The 19,446-nt window shown below is 31.7% G+C and carries 20 protein-coding genes and 1 tRNA gene; 8 read left to right on the forward strand and 13 right to left on the reverse strand.

Features of this window, described 5'->3' with window-relative positions:
• Positions 1–237: 237 nt before the first annotated feature.
• The 3 genes from KW502_RS04245 to KW502_RS04255 all read left to right on the forward strand — a co-directional run bounded on the left by KW502_RS04245 (position 238) and on the right by KW502_RS04255 (position 2,388).
• On the forward strand, positions 238–948 hold the full coding sequence (locus tag KW502_RS04245; RefSeq protein WP_255554057.1) for a DUF4197 domain-containing protein: 711 nt from the start codon (positions 238–240) through the stop codon (positions 946–948).
• A 254-nt stretch (positions 949–1,202) separates the two neighbouring features.
• Positions 1,203–1,382, forward strand: a complete 180-nt coding sequence (locus KW502_RS04250) for a Lacal_2735 family protein (RefSeq protein WP_219039293.1) — start codon at positions 1,203–1,205, stop codon at positions 1,380–1,382.
• 85 nt (positions 1,383–1,467) lie between these two features.
• Positions 1,468–2,388, forward strand: coding sequence for a mechanosensitive ion channel family protein (locus KW502_RS04255; protein ID WP_219039294.1), 921 nt, complete (start codon positions 1,468–1,470; stop codon positions 2,386–2,388).
• Between the two features lie 113 nt (positions 2,389–2,501).
• Here KW502_RS04255 and KW502_RS04260 read toward each other — a convergent pair whose 3' ends face one another.
• The 11 genes from KW502_RS04260 to KW502_RS04310 all read right to left on the reverse strand — a co-directional run bounded on the left by KW502_RS04260 (position 2,502) and on the right by KW502_RS04310 (position 14,512).
• Entirely contained in the window at positions 2,502–3,290 is a 789-nt protein-coding gene (locus KW502_RS04260; RefSeq protein WP_219039295.1) for an ABC transporter substrate-binding protein, read from the reverse strand.
• A 136-nt stretch (positions 3,291–3,426) separates the two neighbouring features.
• On the reverse strand, positions 3,427–4,245 hold the full coding sequence (gene pyrF / locus KW502_RS04265) for an orotidine-5'-phosphate decarboxylase (RefSeq protein WP_219039296.1): 819 nt from the start codon (positions 4,243–4,245) through the stop codon (positions 3,427–3,429).
• A gap of 49 nt (positions 4,246–4,294) precedes the next feature.
• Positions 4,295–5,371, reverse strand: coding sequence for a peptide chain release factor 1 (prfA, locus tag KW502_RS04270; protein ID WP_219039297.1), 1,077 nt, complete (start codon positions 5,369–5,371; stop codon positions 4,295–4,297).
• Positions 5,372–5,490: 119 nt separating this feature from the next.
• Entirely contained in the window at positions 5,491–6,519 is a 1,029-nt protein-coding gene (locus KW502_RS04275; RefSeq protein WP_255554066.1) for a DUF3078 domain-containing protein, read from the reverse strand.
• Positions 6,520–6,537: 18 nt separating this feature from the next.
• Entirely contained in the window at positions 6,538–7,719 is a 1,182-nt protein-coding gene (locus KW502_RS04280) for an AIR synthase related protein (protein ID WP_219039299.1), read from the reverse strand.
• An 86-nt stretch (positions 7,720–7,805) separates the two neighbouring features.
• Positions 7,806–9,989 carry a glutamine synthetase III family protein gene (locus KW502_RS04285; RefSeq protein WP_219039300.1) on the reverse strand — a complete coding sequence of 728 codons (2,184 nt, stop codon included), beginning with the start codon at positions 9,987–9,989 and terminating at the stop codon, positions 7,806–7,808.
• A 118-nt stretch (positions 9,990–10,107) separates the two neighbouring features.
• Positions 10,108–11,055 (reverse strand): calcium/sodium antiporter, encoded by a 948-nt coding sequence (locus KW502_RS04290; protein WP_219039301.1) that lies wholly within the window; start codon positions 11,053–11,055, stop codon positions 10,108–10,110.
• 131 nt (positions 11,056–11,186) lie between these two features.
• Entirely contained in the window at positions 11,187–12,392 is a 1,206-nt protein-coding gene (locus KW502_RS04295; RefSeq protein ID WP_219039302.1) for a T9SS type A sorting domain-containing protein, read from the reverse strand.
• A gap of 63 nt (positions 12,393–12,455) precedes the next feature.
• The gene (locus KW502_RS04300) at positions 12,456–13,349 is read right to left on the reverse strand and encodes a CotH kinase family protein (RefSeq protein ID WP_219039303.1); all 894 of its coding nucleotides are present in this window, start codon (positions 13,347–13,349) and stop codon (positions 12,456–12,458) included.
• 153 nt (positions 13,350–13,502) lie between these two features.
• The gene (locus KW502_RS04305) at positions 13,503–14,285 is read right to left on the reverse strand and encodes a chitobiase/beta-hexosaminidase C-terminal domain-containing protein (RefSeq protein ID WP_219039304.1); all 783 of its coding nucleotides are present in this window, start codon (positions 14,283–14,285) and stop codon (positions 13,503–13,505) included.
• Positions 14,252–14,512 (reverse strand): lamin tail domain-containing protein, encoded by a 261-nt coding sequence (locus KW502_RS04310; protein ID WP_219039305.1) that lies wholly within the window; start codon positions 14,510–14,512, stop codon positions 14,252–14,254. Before KW502_RS04310 ends, KW502_RS04305 begins: the two co-directional genes overlap by 34 nt.
• Before the next feature lie 241 nt (positions 14,513–14,753).
• Here KW502_RS04310 and KW502_RS04315 point away from each other — a divergent pair, with 241 nt between their 5' ends.
• From KW502_RS04315 to KW502_RS04330, 4 genes are all read left to right on the forward strand, one after another.
• Positions 14,754–15,539 carry a TlpA family protein disulfide reductase gene (locus KW502_RS04315; protein WP_219039306.1) on the forward strand — a complete coding sequence of 262 codons (786 nt, stop codon included), beginning with the start codon at positions 14,754–14,756 and terminating at the stop codon, positions 15,537–15,539.
• A 1-nt stretch (position 15,540) separates the two neighbouring features.
• Complete coding sequence (locus tag KW502_RS04320; protein WP_219039307.1) at positions 15,541–15,900, forward strand: BlaI/MecI/CopY family transcriptional regulator; 360 nt, start codon at positions 15,541–15,543, stop codon at positions 15,898–15,900.
• Positions 15,900–17,960, forward strand: coding sequence for a M56 family metallopeptidase (locus KW502_RS04325; RefSeq protein WP_219039308.1), 2,061 nt, complete (start codon positions 15,900–15,902; stop codon positions 17,958–17,960). Before KW502_RS04320 ends, KW502_RS04325 begins: the two co-directional genes overlap by 1 nt.
• A 75-nt stretch (positions 17,961–18,035) precedes the next feature.
• Entirely contained in the window at positions 18,036–18,218 is a 183-nt protein-coding gene (locus tag KW502_RS04330; RefSeq protein ID WP_219039309.1) for an SsrA-binding protein, read from the forward strand.
• Here KW502_RS04330 and KW502_RS04335 read toward each other — a convergent pair.
• Complete coding sequence (locus KW502_RS04335; protein WP_219039310.1) at positions 18,215–18,724, reverse strand: adenine phosphoribosyltransferase; 510 nt, start codon at positions 18,722–18,724, stop codon at positions 18,215–18,217. The genes KW502_RS04330 and KW502_RS04335 overlap by 4 nt on opposite strands.
• Positions 18,725–18,839: 115 nt before the next feature.
• Here KW502_RS04335 and KW502_RS04340 point away from each other — a divergent pair.
• Positions 18,840–18,913 (forward strand) — tRNA-Arg (locus KW502_RS04340).
• A gap of 160 nt (positions 18,914–19,073) precedes the next feature.
• On the opposite strand, the gene KW502_RS04345 is transcribed toward KW502_RS04340, so the two are convergent.
• Positions 19,074–19,265 carry a hypothetical protein gene (locus tag KW502_RS04345; RefSeq protein ID WP_219039311.1) on the reverse strand — a complete coding sequence of 64 codons (192 nt, stop codon included), beginning with the start codon at positions 19,263–19,265 and terminating at the stop codon, positions 19,074–19,076.
• Between the last annotated feature and the right edge of the window lie 181 nt (positions 19,266–19,446).

Raw genomic sequence — 19,446 nt, forward strand, 5'->3', positions numbered from 1 at the left:
AAGAAAATACTATTAATATAGAAGTTATTGTCTCGAAGGATTTAAAGTTATCAAAATAAGAAAAATGTTTCAAATTTTAATCTCATTTGAAATTAATAACTTTATAAACAAACCTGCCTCTTTCAATTCTTACTATTTTAAATTATTTATTAAAGACTAGAGATTATTTTTTCCTTCATTCATAAAGTCTATTTTTGAATTGAATATAAATTAGCAATAATCTTAAAAACAATACTAATGATCAAACAAATACTTCTAAGCTGTCTCGTATGTTTTTCATTACTTTCATGCGCAGAACTACAAACTATTGCTGAAAATTATCCAAGACAAGGAATGGAGCTTAGCCAAGACCAAATTGCTAACGGATTGAAACAGGCGCTAGATAAAGGCATAGATGAGCAGGTTACCAAGCTTACTCAGACCGATGGATTTTACAAAAATCAACTCGTTAAGATTTTATTACCAGAAGAGTTACAAAAAGTTGAAAAAGGTTTAAGAAATATTGGATTAGGCAGTTTAGCGGATGAAGGTATTAAAGCTTTAAACCGTGCTGCTGAAGATGCTACCAAAGAGGCGACCCCAATTTTTGTAAATGCAATTAAACAAATGACTTTTAATGATGCTAAAAATATCCTCTTAGGTAATGATCGCGCAGCTACCACTTATTTAGAACAAAAAACCAATCAAGTGTTATATGATAAATTTAACCCAGTGATTAAAAATTCATTTAATAAAGTTGGCGCAGATCAAATTTGGGCTAATATAATTACAAAGTATAATAATATTCCTTTTACACAAAAAGTTAATCCAGACCTTACAGATTATGTAACACAGCAAGCACTTGATGGAGTTTACAAAATGATCGCTGTAGAAGAAAAAGATATTAGAACTAACCTAGCAAGTAGATCTACAGAGCTATTAAAAAAAGTTTTTGCCTTACAAGATTAATAATACTAAACTAATACTTCGTAATATTAAGATAACATCAAGAACTGATCTATAATTTATATTTGTAATGAGACTTAGGGTATCTCACTATTTATTTGGGTTAAAAAAAAGCCTAGGAAAATTTTCCTAGGCTTTTTTTTGTTAATTTATTAACGACAAAACACACCATTCATCTATACTTTATTAATAGCTTAACGAATTTTAGTAAAAGCAAAACAACTTATCTTTTAGTTTTGTAAAAAGAAAAAGATAGTATGTTTAATTGGAACCAAAATAAAGATAGAATACAACGTCTCAAAGAAAAATACACACGTTTAATGAAACGTGCATACGAGATTGCCCCTAGAAATAAGAAAAAAAGTGACTATCTTAATAGTGAAGCTAAACAGATTTTACAAGAATTAAGAATATTAGAAATAAACCAATTACATTAATTTAATATTATCTTAAACTAATCTTCTCTTTTTCTAAATTAATTGGTTCCTTTTCAACATTTTAACTATTATTTTTCTTTTTTATATGCCTACACTACAATCACCAACCCAAACAATATTAAACGCTATAAAACGTTACTACCATCAATTTTTAGAAATCTTACCTAAAATAGTTTTAGGAATTTTAATTGTGATTATTGGTGTATTAATCGCTCAATTTATTACTAATTTTTATAAGAGAAAAGTATTAAATAAAGCACAAGACCCATTAATGGCGAGATTTTTAGCGCAAGCTATCAAAATTATTCTTATTCTCATTGCCGTAATGATTGCGCTAGAAGTGGCAGGTCTTAGCGGAATTGCTGCTGGAATTTTAACCGCAGCTGGAGGAGCTGCCATTGTACTTGGATTTGCCTTTCAAGATATTGGTAAAAACTTTTTAGCCGGAATTATTTTAGCTTTTAATAGACCTTTTCATATTAATGATACCATTAAAATTGATGATATTTTTGGGAAAGTAAAAGAACTCAATTTTAGATATACACACATAAAAACTACCGATGGGCGAGATATTTATATCCCAAATAGTGATGTACTCACCAAACCCGTAGAAAACTATACCGCCGATGGATTGTATCGCTTAGAATTTATAGTGGGAATTGGTTATGAAAACGATATTGAAAAAGCTAAATTATTAATCAAAGGAGTCTTAATCAATAATAAAGATATTATTGAAGATGAAGCTCACGAATCTTTTGTCATTGTAGATGAATTAGCCGCAAGTACTGTTAATCTAAAAGTTTTCTTTTGGATTAACACCCTAGATTACCGTGTTACCTCGAGCGTATTAAGAGGTTTAGTTATGAGAGAAGTAAAAGAAATTCTAGACATTAACGGCTTCAATTTACCGGCAGATATTACCGAATTAAAACTTTACAGCACCGAAGAAGATATCCCATTAAAATTAAGAAAAGACCCGCGAGATTTATTAGAAAACAACTTTTAATCATGGTAAATTTTGTAACGAAAAAATTACAAAACCGGGCTATACGCTATATCTTTTTTGCCAATGCTCTAAAACCAATTAAGCAAAAAAGGATGTCACTGCTATACCTTTTACTAAGAAAACTCAGTTAAATGCCATTTTTTGAAGTAACGAAAAGCCTTTAATAATCGTGAACCATACCAACTAAAAAACTCTCCGTCGATAAACTTTATCTTTTCTAAATCAACTTCTTTTAAAATTTCATGCTTATGTTTTTCTTGAAACGGAAAAGGTTCTGAAGAAAGCAAAATTACATCTGCATCTTTTAAATCTGTCAACTCTATTTCTGGGTAGCGATTAGTTTCAGCAAAAATATTTTCAAAATGATTAAGCCGAAGTAATTCATTTATAAAAGTATCACCAGCTGCCACCATCCAAGGTTTTCTCCAAATTAAATAAGCAACTTTTTGTTTAGGTCTGTTTTTAATAAAATCTTGAAAACTCTCTAATTCCTTTTTAATATCAGTAATAAGACAATTCGTTTTTTCTTCAATTGAGAAAATTTTTCCGTATTGACCAATCAAAACTAAGCTTTCTTCAATAGTGGAAATATTTGAAACATGAACTGGAGCAATTTGCTCTAAATCAGCAACCATTTTAGGCGTATTTTCCTCTTTATTACAAAGTATAAGGTCTGGCTGTAAAGCTTTAATTTTTTTAAGTTTCACCTCTTTTGTACCTCCTACAATTTCAACTTCTTTTTTTAAATCGGTTGGATGAACACAAAATTTTGTAATGCCTACTAATTTTTCACGTAAGCCTAAATCAACAAGTAATTCGGTTTGACTAGGCACCAATGATATGATACGTTGAGGAGTTTTTTTCAACTGAAATGTTCGCAGTAATTGATCTTGAAATTGCATAGTACAAAATAAGAATTCTTTCCGCAAAGAGGATAAAAAAGCATTACAATTTAACAACTGTAAGACTTATATAGGTATAATTTATTTTCAATAGTCACTTAACTTCAATATTTAGGTTAAATGAACTTCGCCTAAATTACATTTTAGCTAAAATACCCTCCATTTCTTGTTGAAGTTCTTTTGCTTTTTCTGCTGCAGCTTCGGCAAAATTTTCTTCTGTAGAAGCGTAAATAATTCCACGTGCAGAGTTGATTAACAATCCTACATTTTCATTCAACCCGTATTCGCATACTTCAGCTATACTTCCGCCTTGTGCTCCCACACCAGGAACCAAAATAAAGTTATTTGGAATTATTTTTCTAATCTCTACAAAATGTTCTGCTTTTGTAGCGCCAACCACGTACATTAGGTTGTGATGATTTTTCCAAGTTTGAGCGGTTTTTAAAACCTTTTTATAAACCTCTTCTCCATCTACTTTTTTGGTCTGAAAATCGAACGCACCGCGATTAGAAGTTAATGCCAATAAAATAGTATGTTTATTTTCAAACTCTAAAAAAGGAACTACAGAATCTTCTCCCATATACGGAGCTACTGTTATAGAATCGAAATTTAAATCACTAAAAAAAGCTTTTGCATAACGCGTAGAGGTATTCCCTATATCTCCGCGTTTAGCATCGGCAATCGTAAAAATTTCTGGATACTTTTTATTTAAGTAATTGATTGTTTTCTCTAAAGCTTGCCAACCTTTAATCCCATAAGCTTCATAAAAAGCTATATTGGGTTTATAAGCAACAGCTAAATGATGCGTGGCATCGATAATAGCTTTATTAAACTCAAAAATAGGATCTTCTTGTTGTAATAAATGTGTTGAAATTTTTTGTAAGTCTACATCTAAACCAATGCACAAAAACGATTTTTTCTTCTTGATTTGGGCAACTAACTCTTGAGTGGTCATAATGAATATAATATAGTAAAAAAGCCCACTTTATAAAGCGGGCTATATTTTATAAAGCATCTGAAGCTTCTTTTAATTTTTCTGTATTAGCAACAAGTTTAAGCTCATCGATAATTTTTTGGATATCACCATTTATGATATTTGATAAATCATAAAGCGTTAAGTTAATACGGTGATCTGTTACACGACCTTGAGAATAATTGTAGGTTCTAATTTTCGCACTTCGGTCACCACTAGTAACCATAGAGCCTCGTTTTGCGGCGTCTTCTTCTTGTTTCTTCGCCAACTCCATATCGTATAATCGAGAACGCAGTACTTTAAAGGCTTTTTCTTTGTTCTTATGCTGTGATTTTTGGTCTTGACATTGGGCTACAATCCCAGTAGGTTCGTGTGTTAAACGTACCGCTGAATACGTGGTGTTTACCGACTGACCTCCTGGTCCTGAAGAACAGAAATAATCGATACGTACATCTTTAGGTTCTATCTGCACATCAAACTCTTCTGCTTCTGGAAATACCATTACGGTAGCTGCGCTTGTGTGTACACGACCTTGAGTTTCTGTTTGAGGCACACGCTGGACACGGTGTACTCCTGCTTCATATTTTAAAGTTCCGTAAACATCTTCTCCAGAAACTTCAAACTGAATTTCTTTAAATCCGCCATTGGTACCTTCAGAATAATCTACTGTACTTACTTTCCAACCTTTGTTTTCGCAATATTTGGTAAGCATTTTAAAAATATCTCCGGCAAAGATACTAGCTTCATCACCACCAGTTCCCGCACGAACTTCTACTACAGCATTTTTAGCATCTTCGGGATCTTTAGGAACGAGTAACATTCTTATTTTCTCTTCTAAAGCAGGTAATTCATCTTTTGCTTCTTCTAATTGCATTTTGGCCATATCTACCATTTCGGCATCACCACCATCAGCAATAATTTCTTCAGCTTCAGCTATATTATTAGTAAGCTCTACGTATTTTTCTCTTTCGACCATTAAAGCCTTAAGGTCTTTATATTCTTTAGTGAGTTCTACGTACCTTTTCTGATCTGAAATGATATCGGGTTGAATAATTAAATCATTCACCTCATCGTACCGCTGCTTAACTATATTTAATTTATCTATCATAATTCTTCATCGTAATTCTGACAAATTTACGATATTTTTAATGAATTTATATATCGATAATTTAAGTTGTCGTAAAAGTTAGACTTAATTGTTCTCAAATTAACTGTCTAACGCTAGACTTACAATTCAACAATAACGCCTATTCCCAATTGTTGTTTCCATTGCACTTTAGGGCCACCATCTACTAATTCTCCATCGGCGTTCTCTTGTTGCATTTTAATATCGTCATCATATTTAAGATGAGATCCTAATTTTGCGAGTACAAACTCGTTTACTTTAAAGTTAAAATTAAGCTCCCAGTTTACATCTATATTTCCAAATTTGTTGATATAATCTGTATACAAACTCAGTTTGTTAGTTAACCCTATATTTTCAAAAAGCTGAATATTATATTCATTGGTAATTAAAATACCGAGTTCTGTTCTTGTATTTCTTCCTTCTTTAATTAAATTACCATCTTCGTCATAAATTGCAGGTTCTACCCCAAAAGAGCCATTATTGGCTAATTCTTGATCTAATACAAATGTAGAACGCAGAGTTAGCGGTGAAGCATAAATATTTAAATTAAGTTTTTCATCATTATATTCTGAACCCGCTCCTAAAAAGAAATAAGCAGGAGCCATCACGGTTGAAATTTTATTAGAAATATCTGGATAATTATAACCATTAGAAAATTGCGTACTAAAATTCATCTTAGCAGAACTATACCAATTAGATAACGTGTCTTTACGATAACCAAAAGTAGAATTAATCTCTAGATGATCGTCGGTTTTTCTTAATTCTTGCCCTTTCTGTTGATTTATACCATAACGTGCGATTAGCTCATTATTCCAACGTAAATTTTTGCGTTCGTAAATTCTTTTTAAGTCTACATTTACCAAACCAGCAACAGAGTTTGCACCTCCAGCATTCCAGTTTACAAAAGCTACTTCACTTAAATCTACTCCTATTCTATTTAACGATTTCCAGAATTTAATATTGGGATGACGCTTGCTATACCTCTTCAGCCTGTTTAATGAAGCAGGAGGAGATAAATTTTTAACTGCCAAAGGTGTTATTTGATTAATTGGCACTATACTATCCCGTGTTTGCGCATGGCTTACGCCTAATAATAAGACCATAAACACAAACAAAATACTCTTGCTCATCATCAAAAAATAAATTATCTAATAAGTAAAACTTCCGAATTCGCTATTTATTGTAAGTTTTTTAGCTTCTGATGCTTCTACCCTTCCAACAATTTGAGCATCAACATTAAATGATTTTGAAATCGTAATGATCTCTTCTGCATACTCTTGTGGAACATAGATTTCCATACGATGTCCCATGTTAAACACTTGGTACATTTCTTTCCAATCTGTTTTACTTTCTTGCTGAATAAGTTTAAATAATGGCGGCACTTCAAACATATTATCTTTTACGATGTGTAAATCATCACCAATAAAATGAAGAATTTTAGTTTGTGCTCCTCCACTACAATGCACCATTCCGTGAATTTCTGCTGAAGAATATTTAGAAAGAATTTTCTTGATGATAGGCGCATAGGTTCTCGTTGGTGAAAGCACTAATTTACCGGCATCTAATTCTGCACCTTCAACGGTAGAAGTTAAACTTTTAGTACCTGAATAAATTAATTCTGAAGGGATTGTATTATCAAAACTTTCAGGATATTTCACTGCTAATTCTTTATTAAAAACATCGTGACGTGCAGAAGTTAAACCATTGCTTCCCATTCCGCCATTATATTCTTTTTCGTAAGAAGCTTTACCTGAAGAGGAAAGCCCAACAATTACATCTCCTGCTTTAATATTTGCGTTATCAATTACATTTTCTCTTTTCATTCTAGCCGTTACGGTAGAATCTACAATTATGGTTCGCACCAAATCTCCAACATCTGCTGTTTCTCCTCCTGTAGAATGAATTTCAACACCAAAAGTTTTTAGATCTGAAATTAGCTCTTCTGTGCCATTAATAATTGCAGAAATTACGTCTCCCGGAACTAAGTTTTTGTTTCTTCCAATAGTAGAAGAAAGTAGAATATTTTCTGTAGCCCCAACACATAAAAGATCATCAATATTCATAATAAGTGCATCTTGGGCAATACCTTTCCATACTGTAAGATCTCCGGTTTCTTTCCAATACATATAAGCTAAAGAAGATTTCGTACCAGCACCATCGGCGTGCATAATAAGGCAATAATTCTCATCTTTAGTAAGATAATCAGGAACTATTTTACAAAAAGCCTTAGGAAATAAACCTTTATCTACATTTTTAATTGCATTATGTACATCTTCTTTTCCTGCGGAAACACCTCTTTGGGCATAACGTTTACTTACTTCTTGACTCATATTTTCTAGTATTGGATTTGCAAAAATAGGGAAATAAAAAAACCCCATTTATAAAAACGGGGTCATATTACAAAAAAAAATCACTTCTAGTTAAATAACATTTCTCTATACTTAGCTAATGGCCATAATTCGTCATCTACTAAGATTTCTAATTTATCACAGTGATATCTAATTTCATCGAAATAAGGTCTTACTTCATCACAATAAGCAAAAGCTTTTTCTTCTGTATCTTCAATTTTATTTGCTTGTCTACGAGCGTCGATCATTTCTGTAATTCCTTTGTTTATCTTCTCGATATGATTTGAAATTTCTTCAATGATTGACAGTTGCTCACTCGCATGTTTTTTAAAGTCGTCTCCATAAATATCTTTAAGTCCTTGTACGTTCTTAATTAAGATATTCTGGTATCTAATTGAAGTTGGTATTACGTGATTTCTTGCGATATCACCTAAAATTCTTCCTTCAATTTGAATATGCATAGAGTATTCTTCAACCTCAATTTCGTGACGAGCTTCCATTTCTACACGGTTCATCACTCCTAATTCCTCAAACAATTTAATGGTCTTGTCTGCTTTTTTTACTTTAAGAGCTTCCGGAGTCTTTTTATTATTACTTAGACCTCGCTTTTTAGCTTCTTTCTCCCAAGCTTCTCCATAACCATCTCCTTCAAATCTTATTTTCTTAGATTTTTTAATATACTCTCTAAGCACATTGAAGATGGCATCATCTTTCTTCATTTTCTTATCTTTGATAAGCTTATCTACCTCTACTTTAAACTCTTGTAATTGCTTAGCAACAATTGCGTTTAAAATTGTCATTGGGTTAGAACAATTGGCTGTAGAACCTACGGCTCTAAACTCAAATTTATTACCCGTAAAAGCAAAAGGTGAAGTTCTATTTCTATCTGTATTATCTAATAAAATTTCAGGAATTTTACCAACTACATTTAACTTAAGATCTGTTTTTTCTTGTGGAGAAAGTTTACCATCGGTAACTTTTTCTAATTCATCTAAAGCTTTAGTTAATTGAGAACCTATAAATACAGAAATAATTGCTGGTGGTGCTTCATTAGCTCCCAAACGGTGATCATTAGAAGCAGATGCGATAGAAGAACGAATTAATTCTTCATTATCGTAAACTGCTTTAATCGTATTTACAAAGAAAGTTAAGAATTGTAAATTTTTCATTGGGGTACTACCAGGACCTAAAAGGTTAACTCCTGTATCGGTAGATAGTGACCAGTTATTATGTTTACCACTACCGTTTACACCTGCAAATGGCTTTTCATGAAAAAGAACTTTTAAATGATGACGCTCAGCAACTTTATCCATCACATCCATCAACAACAGGTTATGATCTACTGCTAAATTTACTTCTTCAAAAATTGGAGCTAATTCAAACTGATTAGGAGCCACCTCGTTGTGACGAGTCTTAACAGGAATACCTAATAACATACATTCGTTCTCTAGTTCACGCATAAAGTTAAGTGCACGCGTAGGAATAGAACCAAAATAATGATCGTCTAATTGCTGACCTTTAGCTGGAGCGTGACCTAATAAGGTTCGTTCTGCCATCACTAAATCTGGACGAGAAGCTGCTAATGCTGCATCTACTAAGAAATATTCTTGTTCCCAACCTAAAGTTGCATTAACCTTAGTAACCTTTTTGTCAAAATATTTAGCCACCTCTGTTGCTGCACCATCTAAGGCTTGTAACGAACGTAATAAAGGTACTTTATAATCTAACGCTTCTCCTGTGTAAGAAACAAATACGGTAGGAATACAAAGTGTAGTTCCTAAAATAAATGCCGGTGAAGTAGGATCCCAAGCGGTATACCCCCTAGCTTCAAAAGTATTTCTAATTCCTCCGTTAGGAAAACTAGAAGCATCTGGCTCTTGTTGCACTAAAGAACCACCTCCAAATTTTTCAATTGCAGAACCATTTCCTGTAGTTTCAAAGAAAGCATCGTGTTTTTCTGCAGTAGAACCTGTTAATGGCTGAAACCAATGCGTATAATGAGTAGCTCCTTTAGAGATAGCCCATTCTTTCATTCCTGTAGAGATATGATCTGCTAAATCTCTATTGATTTTAGAGCCATGTTGAACGGCATCCATTACACTTTTGTAAGAGTCTTTAGTTAAGTATTGGCGCATAGCCATCTCGTTAAAAACATTCTTACCGAAAATTTCTGAACGCCTATGAGGTTCTTTAACCTCTATAGGTTTTCTATTTAATGATTTTTTTAAAGCTTGGAATCTTAGCGTTGACATTTATAAATTAATTTTTGTGTTGCTGAACACAAAAGTAACATTTTTACAAACACCCCCTATATTTTTTTGTTAAGTTCTCCAAAAAACAAGGTTAATCTTAATTTAACCCTAAAAAAAACTAGCTTACAAAAGCTAAACCTAAAAACAAAGCATACCCGATAAATATAACAAGACCCTTATACCTACTAAACGTATAACGCTTTGGAAGAAAAACTAAGGGTAACAAAATTACAGCAAAACCAAGCATCCAAAAAATATCATTGGTTAACACCTCTTTTGATTCTAAATGAATAGGACTAATAATAGCAGTCACACCTAACACAGAACCAATATTAAAAATATTAGAGCCTATTAGGTTACCTAAAGAAATGGCTTTTTCTTTTTTAAGTGCTGCAATTACAGAAGCTGCCAATTCAGGAACGCTAGTTCCAATAGCAATCATAGTTACCGATATAACTCGTTGACTTACTCCCATTTTATTTGCTAAATCTACAGATCCTTCTACCAACCATTCTGAACCAAAATACAATGCTGCCCCACCAATAATTAACCAAATAATTATTTTAAAATAAGAAACGACCTGTAATTTATCATCTACCTCTTCTGTAATTACCTCATCATTTTTTCTTGCTCTTCTAATTAAAATAAATAAGTAAACTAAAATTGCGCCTAAAAAAATAACGCCTTCTATTCTAGATATTTCATAACCGCTTTGAAGAAAAACATATAAAGCTACCGAAAATAAGAGCATGACTGGCCAATTGAATTTATAGAAATCTTTATCTACATCTATACTACTTATAATAGTAGTAATCCCTAAAACCAAACCAATATTAGCTATATTAGAACCTATTACATTTCCTAAACTTATATCAGAAAATCCTTCCATCGCAGCTTGCAAGCTCACTAAAAGTTCTGGTAAAGAAGTGGCAAATGAAACTACCGTTAACCCAATAACCATTTTAGAAATATTCAATTTAAACGATAATGCTACGGAAGACCTCACTAAAAACTCCCCTCCAACTACCAACAAAATAAAACCAGCAACGATTAATACTATAGACATGTTCTTCTTTTTTTTTAAATACGAAGATAATAGAAACAATCTAGAAGTTTTCTGTGAATTAACTTATCTTAAAATTAAAAGTCCCCTTTTTCAGCTAAAAAAGGGGACTTTTAATTTTAAGTTTTAATGGATTAACGCTTCATAAGCTTTAAGGTTTGCTGATGATTTTCTGAATGAACTTTTAAAAAGTACATTCCAGCAGCAAAAGATTCCATATTTATGGTTGTTTTCTTATTCGTTTCTGAATATTGTTGAATTAAATTTCCGAAGATATCGAACAACTCTATCTTAGAAATTAAATTTTCAGATTCAATATTTACAAAACCAGAAGTAGGATTTGGATATATATTGATAAGATTTTGTGTTGAAAATTCTTTAGATGACAAAGTAGAATCTCCCATTAGGGCTATGTTATTCAATTTTACTTTATCTCCATTATCCATAAACATATCTTCACCATCAAAACGCATTCTCACTTTAAAATCTGGATTATTGGTAGCCAGACTTACATTAGAAAAATCAAATTCTCTAATTTCATAATCTTCAGGAATACTTACTGTAGCATTTACTAGCCCATCTGTAGACCAAGCATTTCCATCCCAATAATCAATCAAGATGGTTTCTGCTGCTCCATTTGTTTCAACAGCAAAAGAAAACTTGATATTTTCTAAATCTCTAGTAGGCATTAAAAATTCTAAATAATTTTCTAAAGAACCAAACTTAAAGGGTTGCTTTACTTGTACTCCTTTCATAATATCTTCTGAATAAGGAATATCATCGTTAGCCTCGGAAACATAATTTATAGCTGTAGGAGAGCTTTTTCTTTCAAAAGAAGCTGTTCTCCAATCTGGATGTGTATCTGTAAACGGATATCCGGTTAAACAACTGCTATAATTTATAGTTGCAGAAAGATTATTACTAGCATAAGTAGCATCTAACCCCAGTAATGAAGTATCATTAGGGATATCACCATCCATCAACCAAAAATATACCACTTCATCTGAAGGCATTGGCACACTCACAAAATTTGCTTGAATTTGCATATCTACTGAAGGCGTAATGTTTAACTCAGGGTTAGAACCCGTCATATCACCAGACCAATGAGAAAACTCATAACCAGGTAAGGCTATTGCTTCTAAATTAACAGGCACACCTTCAAAATACTGACCTGACCACGGATAAGGATTTGTGTAAACTCCGGGAGTTTCTTCTTGAATTTCAATAGTATTAACTTTTACAAAACCAGCTTCTACATCAGATACATTTAAATTAAAATTTACAATCGTATTTATAGAGAAAAAATCTTTAATCTGATTTCTTTGAACATCGGGACGCAAATTACCCCAATTTAATAATTCTGTTTGCTCTGAAGACTCATAAAAATCTATTTTAGGATAGCGCTATTCGTCTTCAGCCAAATACGGACTTACTTCATCAAACGTAAAGTTCACCACTTCGTTAAAATAGGTGGTATTCAATACCGTATTTAAAACATCTGCAAACCTATTGATAAATTGATTTTGAAATTGCGTACTCGCAAATAAAGAATTTAACAAAGCATCATTACTAGCGTTATTAAGATCTGTCCAATTCTCTAACCAATTGATATTATCTTTTAAAGAAGCTTCAAAGTCTTGCATACTTACCCTCCATTTTCCATCTCCATATTTATTATTCACTGGAGTTCTAACTTTCCAAAAGGCTCTTTCATAACTATCATTAGCGGCAAAAACTTCTAAAATCATGTGATCTATGTAAGATTCCATATCTAAAAGGTTTGCAGCTTGGTCATAATTAGCTTGCACACTCAAGTCGTTGTCTAAAATAAAATCTCTCATGGCTATATATTCATCATAATCAGCATCTTCCCCCTCATCTAGATCACAATTAACCCCTTTACAATCAATAATTAAAATTTCATCATCATCTAAATCAAAATTTAAGGCGTAGTGACGTTTATCCATTCGGTCTCTAATGGCGGTTAGTCCCCAAAATTCACCATTAATAAAATGAATTGCAGGTTGTATTCTTGCGACACCATTATAGATAGGCTGCATAACTCTATTAAATACAACATCGTAAGCGATTGAACCTCCACTTCCGTTACCACGTAACATAATTCGCTTATATTCATTATTATTATAAACTGGAGCATCTGTAATAGCTACATTAAATAAGTCGTGTTCAAACTTATCTTCGGAACTATAATCACTTCTAGCATATAATCTTAAATTCTTAATCGCTAAAGCTCTAGAATTATTTCCGTGAATTCTAAACCCTCCATTTATATTCATTACAGAATTTAAACTTGTAGGCTCAAAAAACTCAATATTTACAGGATACTCCCACTCTCTTCCTCTTCTCCAATAATTATTCCAGTTTGGACGCCAATATTAGGTATTATTAGGGTTTTCTGCTCGCCAAGTATCAAAATCTACCCCCGCAGTTTACACCCCATCATTGTAATCAAATAAATAATTTTCCTGAATTTGTAATGAAATTACAGGTATATCGTAAGGGCTACCTCCCGACCAAACAAAATAAGTATGAGATATTGTTTCAGACTCAACACCATTCAAGTAAGCTTTAGCTTTAATAACAGTAGCTTTTCTTACTGGGTTTAATGGCGTTTCTAATATGTTTTGGTTTGGATTTTTACCTGTTAATTCATCAGGATCTGATGATCTATCTTCAATAGGTATAGGCGAAGCATACATATTAGATGTATATTGATCATAAAGTAACGGACCCGGAACATCTGTAGGTTGCAAAGGATATTCATTTTTATAAGAATAACTTGTTCCTCCTATATTGGTTATACTTGGCTCTGAACCGTCTAGCGTATAAACTATTTGTGCATTAATATTAGAATGTGTTAAACTCAAATCGAACTCCGTCGTATATAATCCTGAAGAAAAAGAAAAATTTGGCGGAGTCATTAATTCAGAAAAACCACTCCCTGTATTTGTTGCACCGGGTGTACTGGTATAAAAATACAACCAAGATCCTATCCCGTCTGGCTGCCGAGCATAAGAAACATTAGATTCTAAATCTACAGCGGGCACTTGGTCAATTTCAGTTCCATCAGCATTCGTAAAAATGATGTCTTCTCCTCCCGAACTTATTTTAAAATTAGTGTGCAAATTTTGATCTACTACAGATGTGCATTTATCTGAATACCAAACTATTAAGTATTCTACTGCTGAATAATATAAGCAGGAAAAACCCATTGAAAAAGATCTGCACTATCATCAGTAAGACCAAATCCATCTAAATTTATTGCGGTATTCCCATAGTTAAAAATTTCTATCCAATCTTCATAATCACCTTCTTCATCTGCAACCACATCATCGTTAGAGGCCATAATCTCATTAATCGCTAAATCTTGACTATGCAATGAGAGATTTAAAAAAAATATAAAAATCAAGCTAAATTTAAGAGTAATTGTTTTTATCATATAAAAGAATTTAGACCAAAAGATGCAAAAGCTAAAAGTTTAACTAGAGTCATTATTAATTAAAACTATGGTTTATTTGTTTAAATAAACAAAACTAAAGCTTCTACAGGCTAAAACACAAATTATTCGATATAACGAATTAAAACACGATTAGAGCTACGAAAACAAATATTAACTACAAAAATAGTTGATTAACTTATTTTTTAGTTTATATTTGAATTAACCATAATATATTGTTCTAATGAGAAAAATTATACTATTTACCTTTTTACTTATTAACCTCATTTCATATAGCCAAAATAAAACTATTGAAAAACCTAGCTATATCTATATTGCTAACGACGAATTAATTTCTGAAGAAGCCCTAGACAGTTTAGTTCAAAATGGAAAAGTTATCTCTTTAAAAAAAGGAGTTTCTCAAGAAAAAAGAGATCAGCTTGCTAAGAAGCATCAAGGAAAAATAGGAGATAAAGAATTTATTATAATTATTTCTACTCATACTAGTCAAAAAAATACTAAACGTCAAGAAATCAAAATTGATAACAATGATTATACTCAATTTAGCTTTGAAAATCAAGGTAACAAACTTCAAGTAGGTGATCAAACAGAAGATTTTACAGTGACACTTACGTCTGGAGAAAAAATCACATTATCAAATTTAAAAGGAAAAGTAGTTTTGCTAAACTTTTGGGCTACTTGGTGTGCACCTTGTCTAATGGAACTTTATGAGTTTCCTAAACAAATTTTCAAACCTTACAAAAATGAAAATTTTGTTTTTTTGGCTATTTCTAGAGGAGAAGAAAAAGAGAAAGTTATTAACAAACTCATACAGTTAAAACAAAAAGGAATTGATTTTGAATCTGGTTTAGATCCAAATAAAAAAATTTGGAATAAGTACGCCACTAAATATATTCCTAAAAATTTTGTGATCGATAAAAATGGGGTCATACAATTTATTTCTACAGGAAATACAGAAGGCAATGTAAAAAAGATCTCCAAAACGATTAGTAAACTACTTAAAGAATAACATGGAAAAACTCACCAATAAAGAAGAAGAGGTAATGCAAGCATTATGGAAGCTAGAAAAAGCTTTTGTAAAAGAAATTTTAGCAGAAATGCCCAATACCAAACTGCATTACAATACAGTTTCTACACTAGTTAGAAAATTGGAAAATAAAAACTTTGTTGCTCACGAAGCGTTTGGGAATACCCACCGCTACTACCCAATAATTAGTAAAGAAAACTACAGCTCTTACTTTATGAAGAATGCTTCACAGAAGTTGTTTGATAATTCATATAAAAAGATGGTTTCCTTTTTTGCTAAAGAAGAAAAAATTAGTGCAGAAGAATTGCGAGAAATTTTAGAAATTATTGAAAACAAAAAATAATGGATTTCTACACTTACCTTTTAAAAAGTTCAGCTATTCTAGGGTTGTTTTTCTTAGTAGATTACTTCTTGCTTAAAAAAGAGACTACTTTTAATCACAATCGCTATTTTCTTTTATTCGGAATTTTTTGTGCGATCGTTGGTCCTTTTATAATTTTCATAGAAGTGAGTTATGTTGAATCAACTATTAATCCTATAGATTTAAATGAATTATCTATGGAAAATTCAGCTCTAATTGATGATGAAGCTTTTGACTGGGTTTCAATAATTTTCTACACCTACTTAATGGGAGTAATTATTATGCTAGTTCGGTTTGCAGTTCAGTTATTTGGTTTATTAAAAGTGTTAAAACTACCTAAACGAAAAGACAATGAAGGTTTTTTTCATTTAGAACTTACAGAAAATCTTTCTCCATTTTCATTTTTCAACTACATCGCCTACCACTTAAATTCGTATGACCAAAATGACCTTGGATTTATTATTGAGCACGAAAAGGTTCATGCACGACAATATCATTCGATAGACGTTTTACTTAATCAGCTTTTATTAGTTCTGCTTTGGTTTAACCCTTTAGCTTGGTACTATCAAAAACGAATTTTAGAAAATTTAGAATTTATCGCCGATCGTGCGATTGCCAATCAAACCGAAGAGCAACAAAAAAATTACGAATTAACTTTATTAAAGGTTTCGACGAATTACGAAGCGCCAAGTTTAGCTAATCAATTTTATCAATCATTAATCAAAAAACGAATCGTTATGTTAAACAAAAAATCATCAAGAAAATACGCTTTTCTAAAAAGCGCTTTCATTTTACCTTTACTAGGCTTCTTTTTATGGAGTTTTAATGTGAAGGAAGAAATAGAATATATTAACCAAGAGGAAATTGAAGAAACTATAAATTTTCAGGTATATTCTACTGAAATTTTACACACTTTCAAAGATTTCGAAGTTGTTTATGATAAGAATACAACAATAGATCAGTTAAATTCTGACAAGAAATTTTTAGAAGATAAATTCCCTATACAAATCACTTACAGCAATGTAAATTTTAACCGCAACAATAAACTCACAAGTCTAACCCTAGAAATTAAGGAAACAAAATTCAACAGCTCTTCTATCGCCACTACAAACAATAACGGCAGACCTATTAAAGACAAAGTGTTTATTATGCAATCGCTAGATGAAGACGGAAGAAGCAGAATCACAGCTGGAACAGTAAGCGCCAAAGAAAGTAAATCAAAAAGCTTCAACAAAAAAAACAACTCTTCAAACATTAGCAAATTACTAAGTGAGAATAAAAAGATTGTATTTAACGGAAATAAAAAAAACTTAAAAGAATTAAAAAATACTATTATAAAAGTTTCTAACTATTCGGTGAAAAATGGAATTATCCATATTAAAGGTGAAATAATTGCTGACTATGTTGATGAAATGAATGGATCGCAACCAAAAACATTTGTAAAAATAAATGAAGAAACTAGAGCCAGTGTTATTCAGTTTTCTGGAGTTAAAGTGACTTCTGAAAATAAAAATAATACTATCAAAACTGAAGAGAGTGTTTCTAATTCGATTGTAGAAAAAAATCCGAATAAAATAAACGCTTCAGAATTTCCTGAGGAAAATAATAGTGTTAGATACAGTGGTGATCAACCTGCACCACTTTACATTATTGATGGTAAAAAGGCAGATGATGAAAATGTAATCTCTAAAATAAATCCAGATACTATCGAAAAGATGAATATCTTAAAAGATAAAAACGCTATAGAAAAATATGGTGAAGAGGGAAAATATGGTGTGGTAGAAATTTTCTTAAAAAATGAAGCGACTTCTGCTCACGCTAACCAAAATATTGTAGAAATCACAAAAAAAGACTCCAAAGAAGATATACTGAAGAAAGAAAATATTCTGATTATTCTCGACGGAGAAGAAATTTCTAGAGTAGATATGGATGAGCTTGACCCTAATTCAATTAAAAGCGTAACTGTTTTAAAAGAAAAGAAAGCTATTAAAAAATATGGTAAGAAAGCTAACGACGGTGTCATTTTGATTGACACAAAGTAAAAAGCCTATAGTTTTCTTAAAAAACAAATCCTTGAAGCATTCCTTTAAGGATTTTTGTATTTTTAAAAGAAAACTATGGGACTTAAATCTTCATTCTTCAAGGGACTTTCTAAACTGAATAAAATTATACTCCCTAATTATACTAAAAAAGGGCTAGAATTAGAAAATGCTACTAAATTTCAATTGGCTATTATTGGTTGGAAAGCTTGGGTTACCAAACATGCTACCAATCACAATCAAAAATTACTGGGTAATTAATAACTCAAAAGTGATTTTACCTCAACTCCATTTAATTTCTCTCTTCCTTTAAGAAAATTTAATTCGATTAAGAAATTGCATTGAATTATTTCTCCTCCCAAACGTTCTACCAAATTACAGGCGGCTTTTGCTGTACCTCCGGTAGCCAAAACATCATCATGAATAAGAACTTTTTGCCCCGGTTTAATAGCATCTATATGAATTTCTAATTCATCTTGACCATATTCTAAATCATAAGCCTCTGCTAAAGTTTTATAAGGCAACTTGCCTTTTTTACGAATAGGCACAAAGCCCGTATTAAAATGTTTAGCAAGTAAGGTGGCTAGAAAATAACCACGAGACTCAATACCGACCACTACATCTACTTCTGATTTGATTTGACTAGCAAAACTTTTCACACAAAAACCTAAAGCTTCAGAGCTTTGTAACAGCGGTGTAATATCTTTATAAGAAATCCCTTCTTTAGGAAAGTCTGGAACGATTCTAATATATTCTTCTAAATTCATAAGTGAGTTTACTAATTTTCGAAGATATAAATAAGCTTTGAAAACTAAAAGTTCATTTTCATTGAAAAAAAATTTGCAGTTTTAAAGAAAAGAAATATATTTGCAACCTCAAAAAGGCCTCGTGGCGCAACTGAATAGCGCACCTGATTACGGCTCAGGAGGTTCCAGGTTTGAATCCTGGCGAGGTCACTAAAAAAAAGCAACTTACTACTTTGTAAGTTGCTTTTTTACTTTATAGCATATATAATTTCACCTGTTTATAGTTTTAACCTACTTATATTGTTTTTCACAAAACAAAAAAACTCCACCTATTGGTGAAGTTTATATAAAACAATAATAAAATTTATTCTTATTCAAAAATTTTATTTTCTACCGCTAAGTCTTGAGAACGATCAATCTCTGAAGTTTTCTCTAGATTGTAAGCTTCAGAAACTTTCTGATTGAAATAATGAAAAGGAAAAACATAACATATACCTACAAACACAGTTGCCCAAATTGTTACGAATAATACAAATCTTTTTATAAAGCCTAAAACACCCATTTTCAATAAGATTATTGCTACAATAAATGTAGCTAATTAATTACACTACAAACATATGCATTTAATCTATACAATGTGCATTTAATCTGATTTTTTTGCGATTTTTTAACCATTATGTAATAATGAAAAAAAATCAATTTAATTTCTAAATCCCTTTAAACCCAGATTTTATATGAGTTTT

It is taken from the genome of Mesonia aestuariivivens, from assembly GCF_019311235.1.
Classification (GTDB): Bacteria; Bacteroidota; Bacteroidia; order Flavobacteriales; family Flavobacteriaceae; genus Mesonia; species Mesonia aestuariivivens.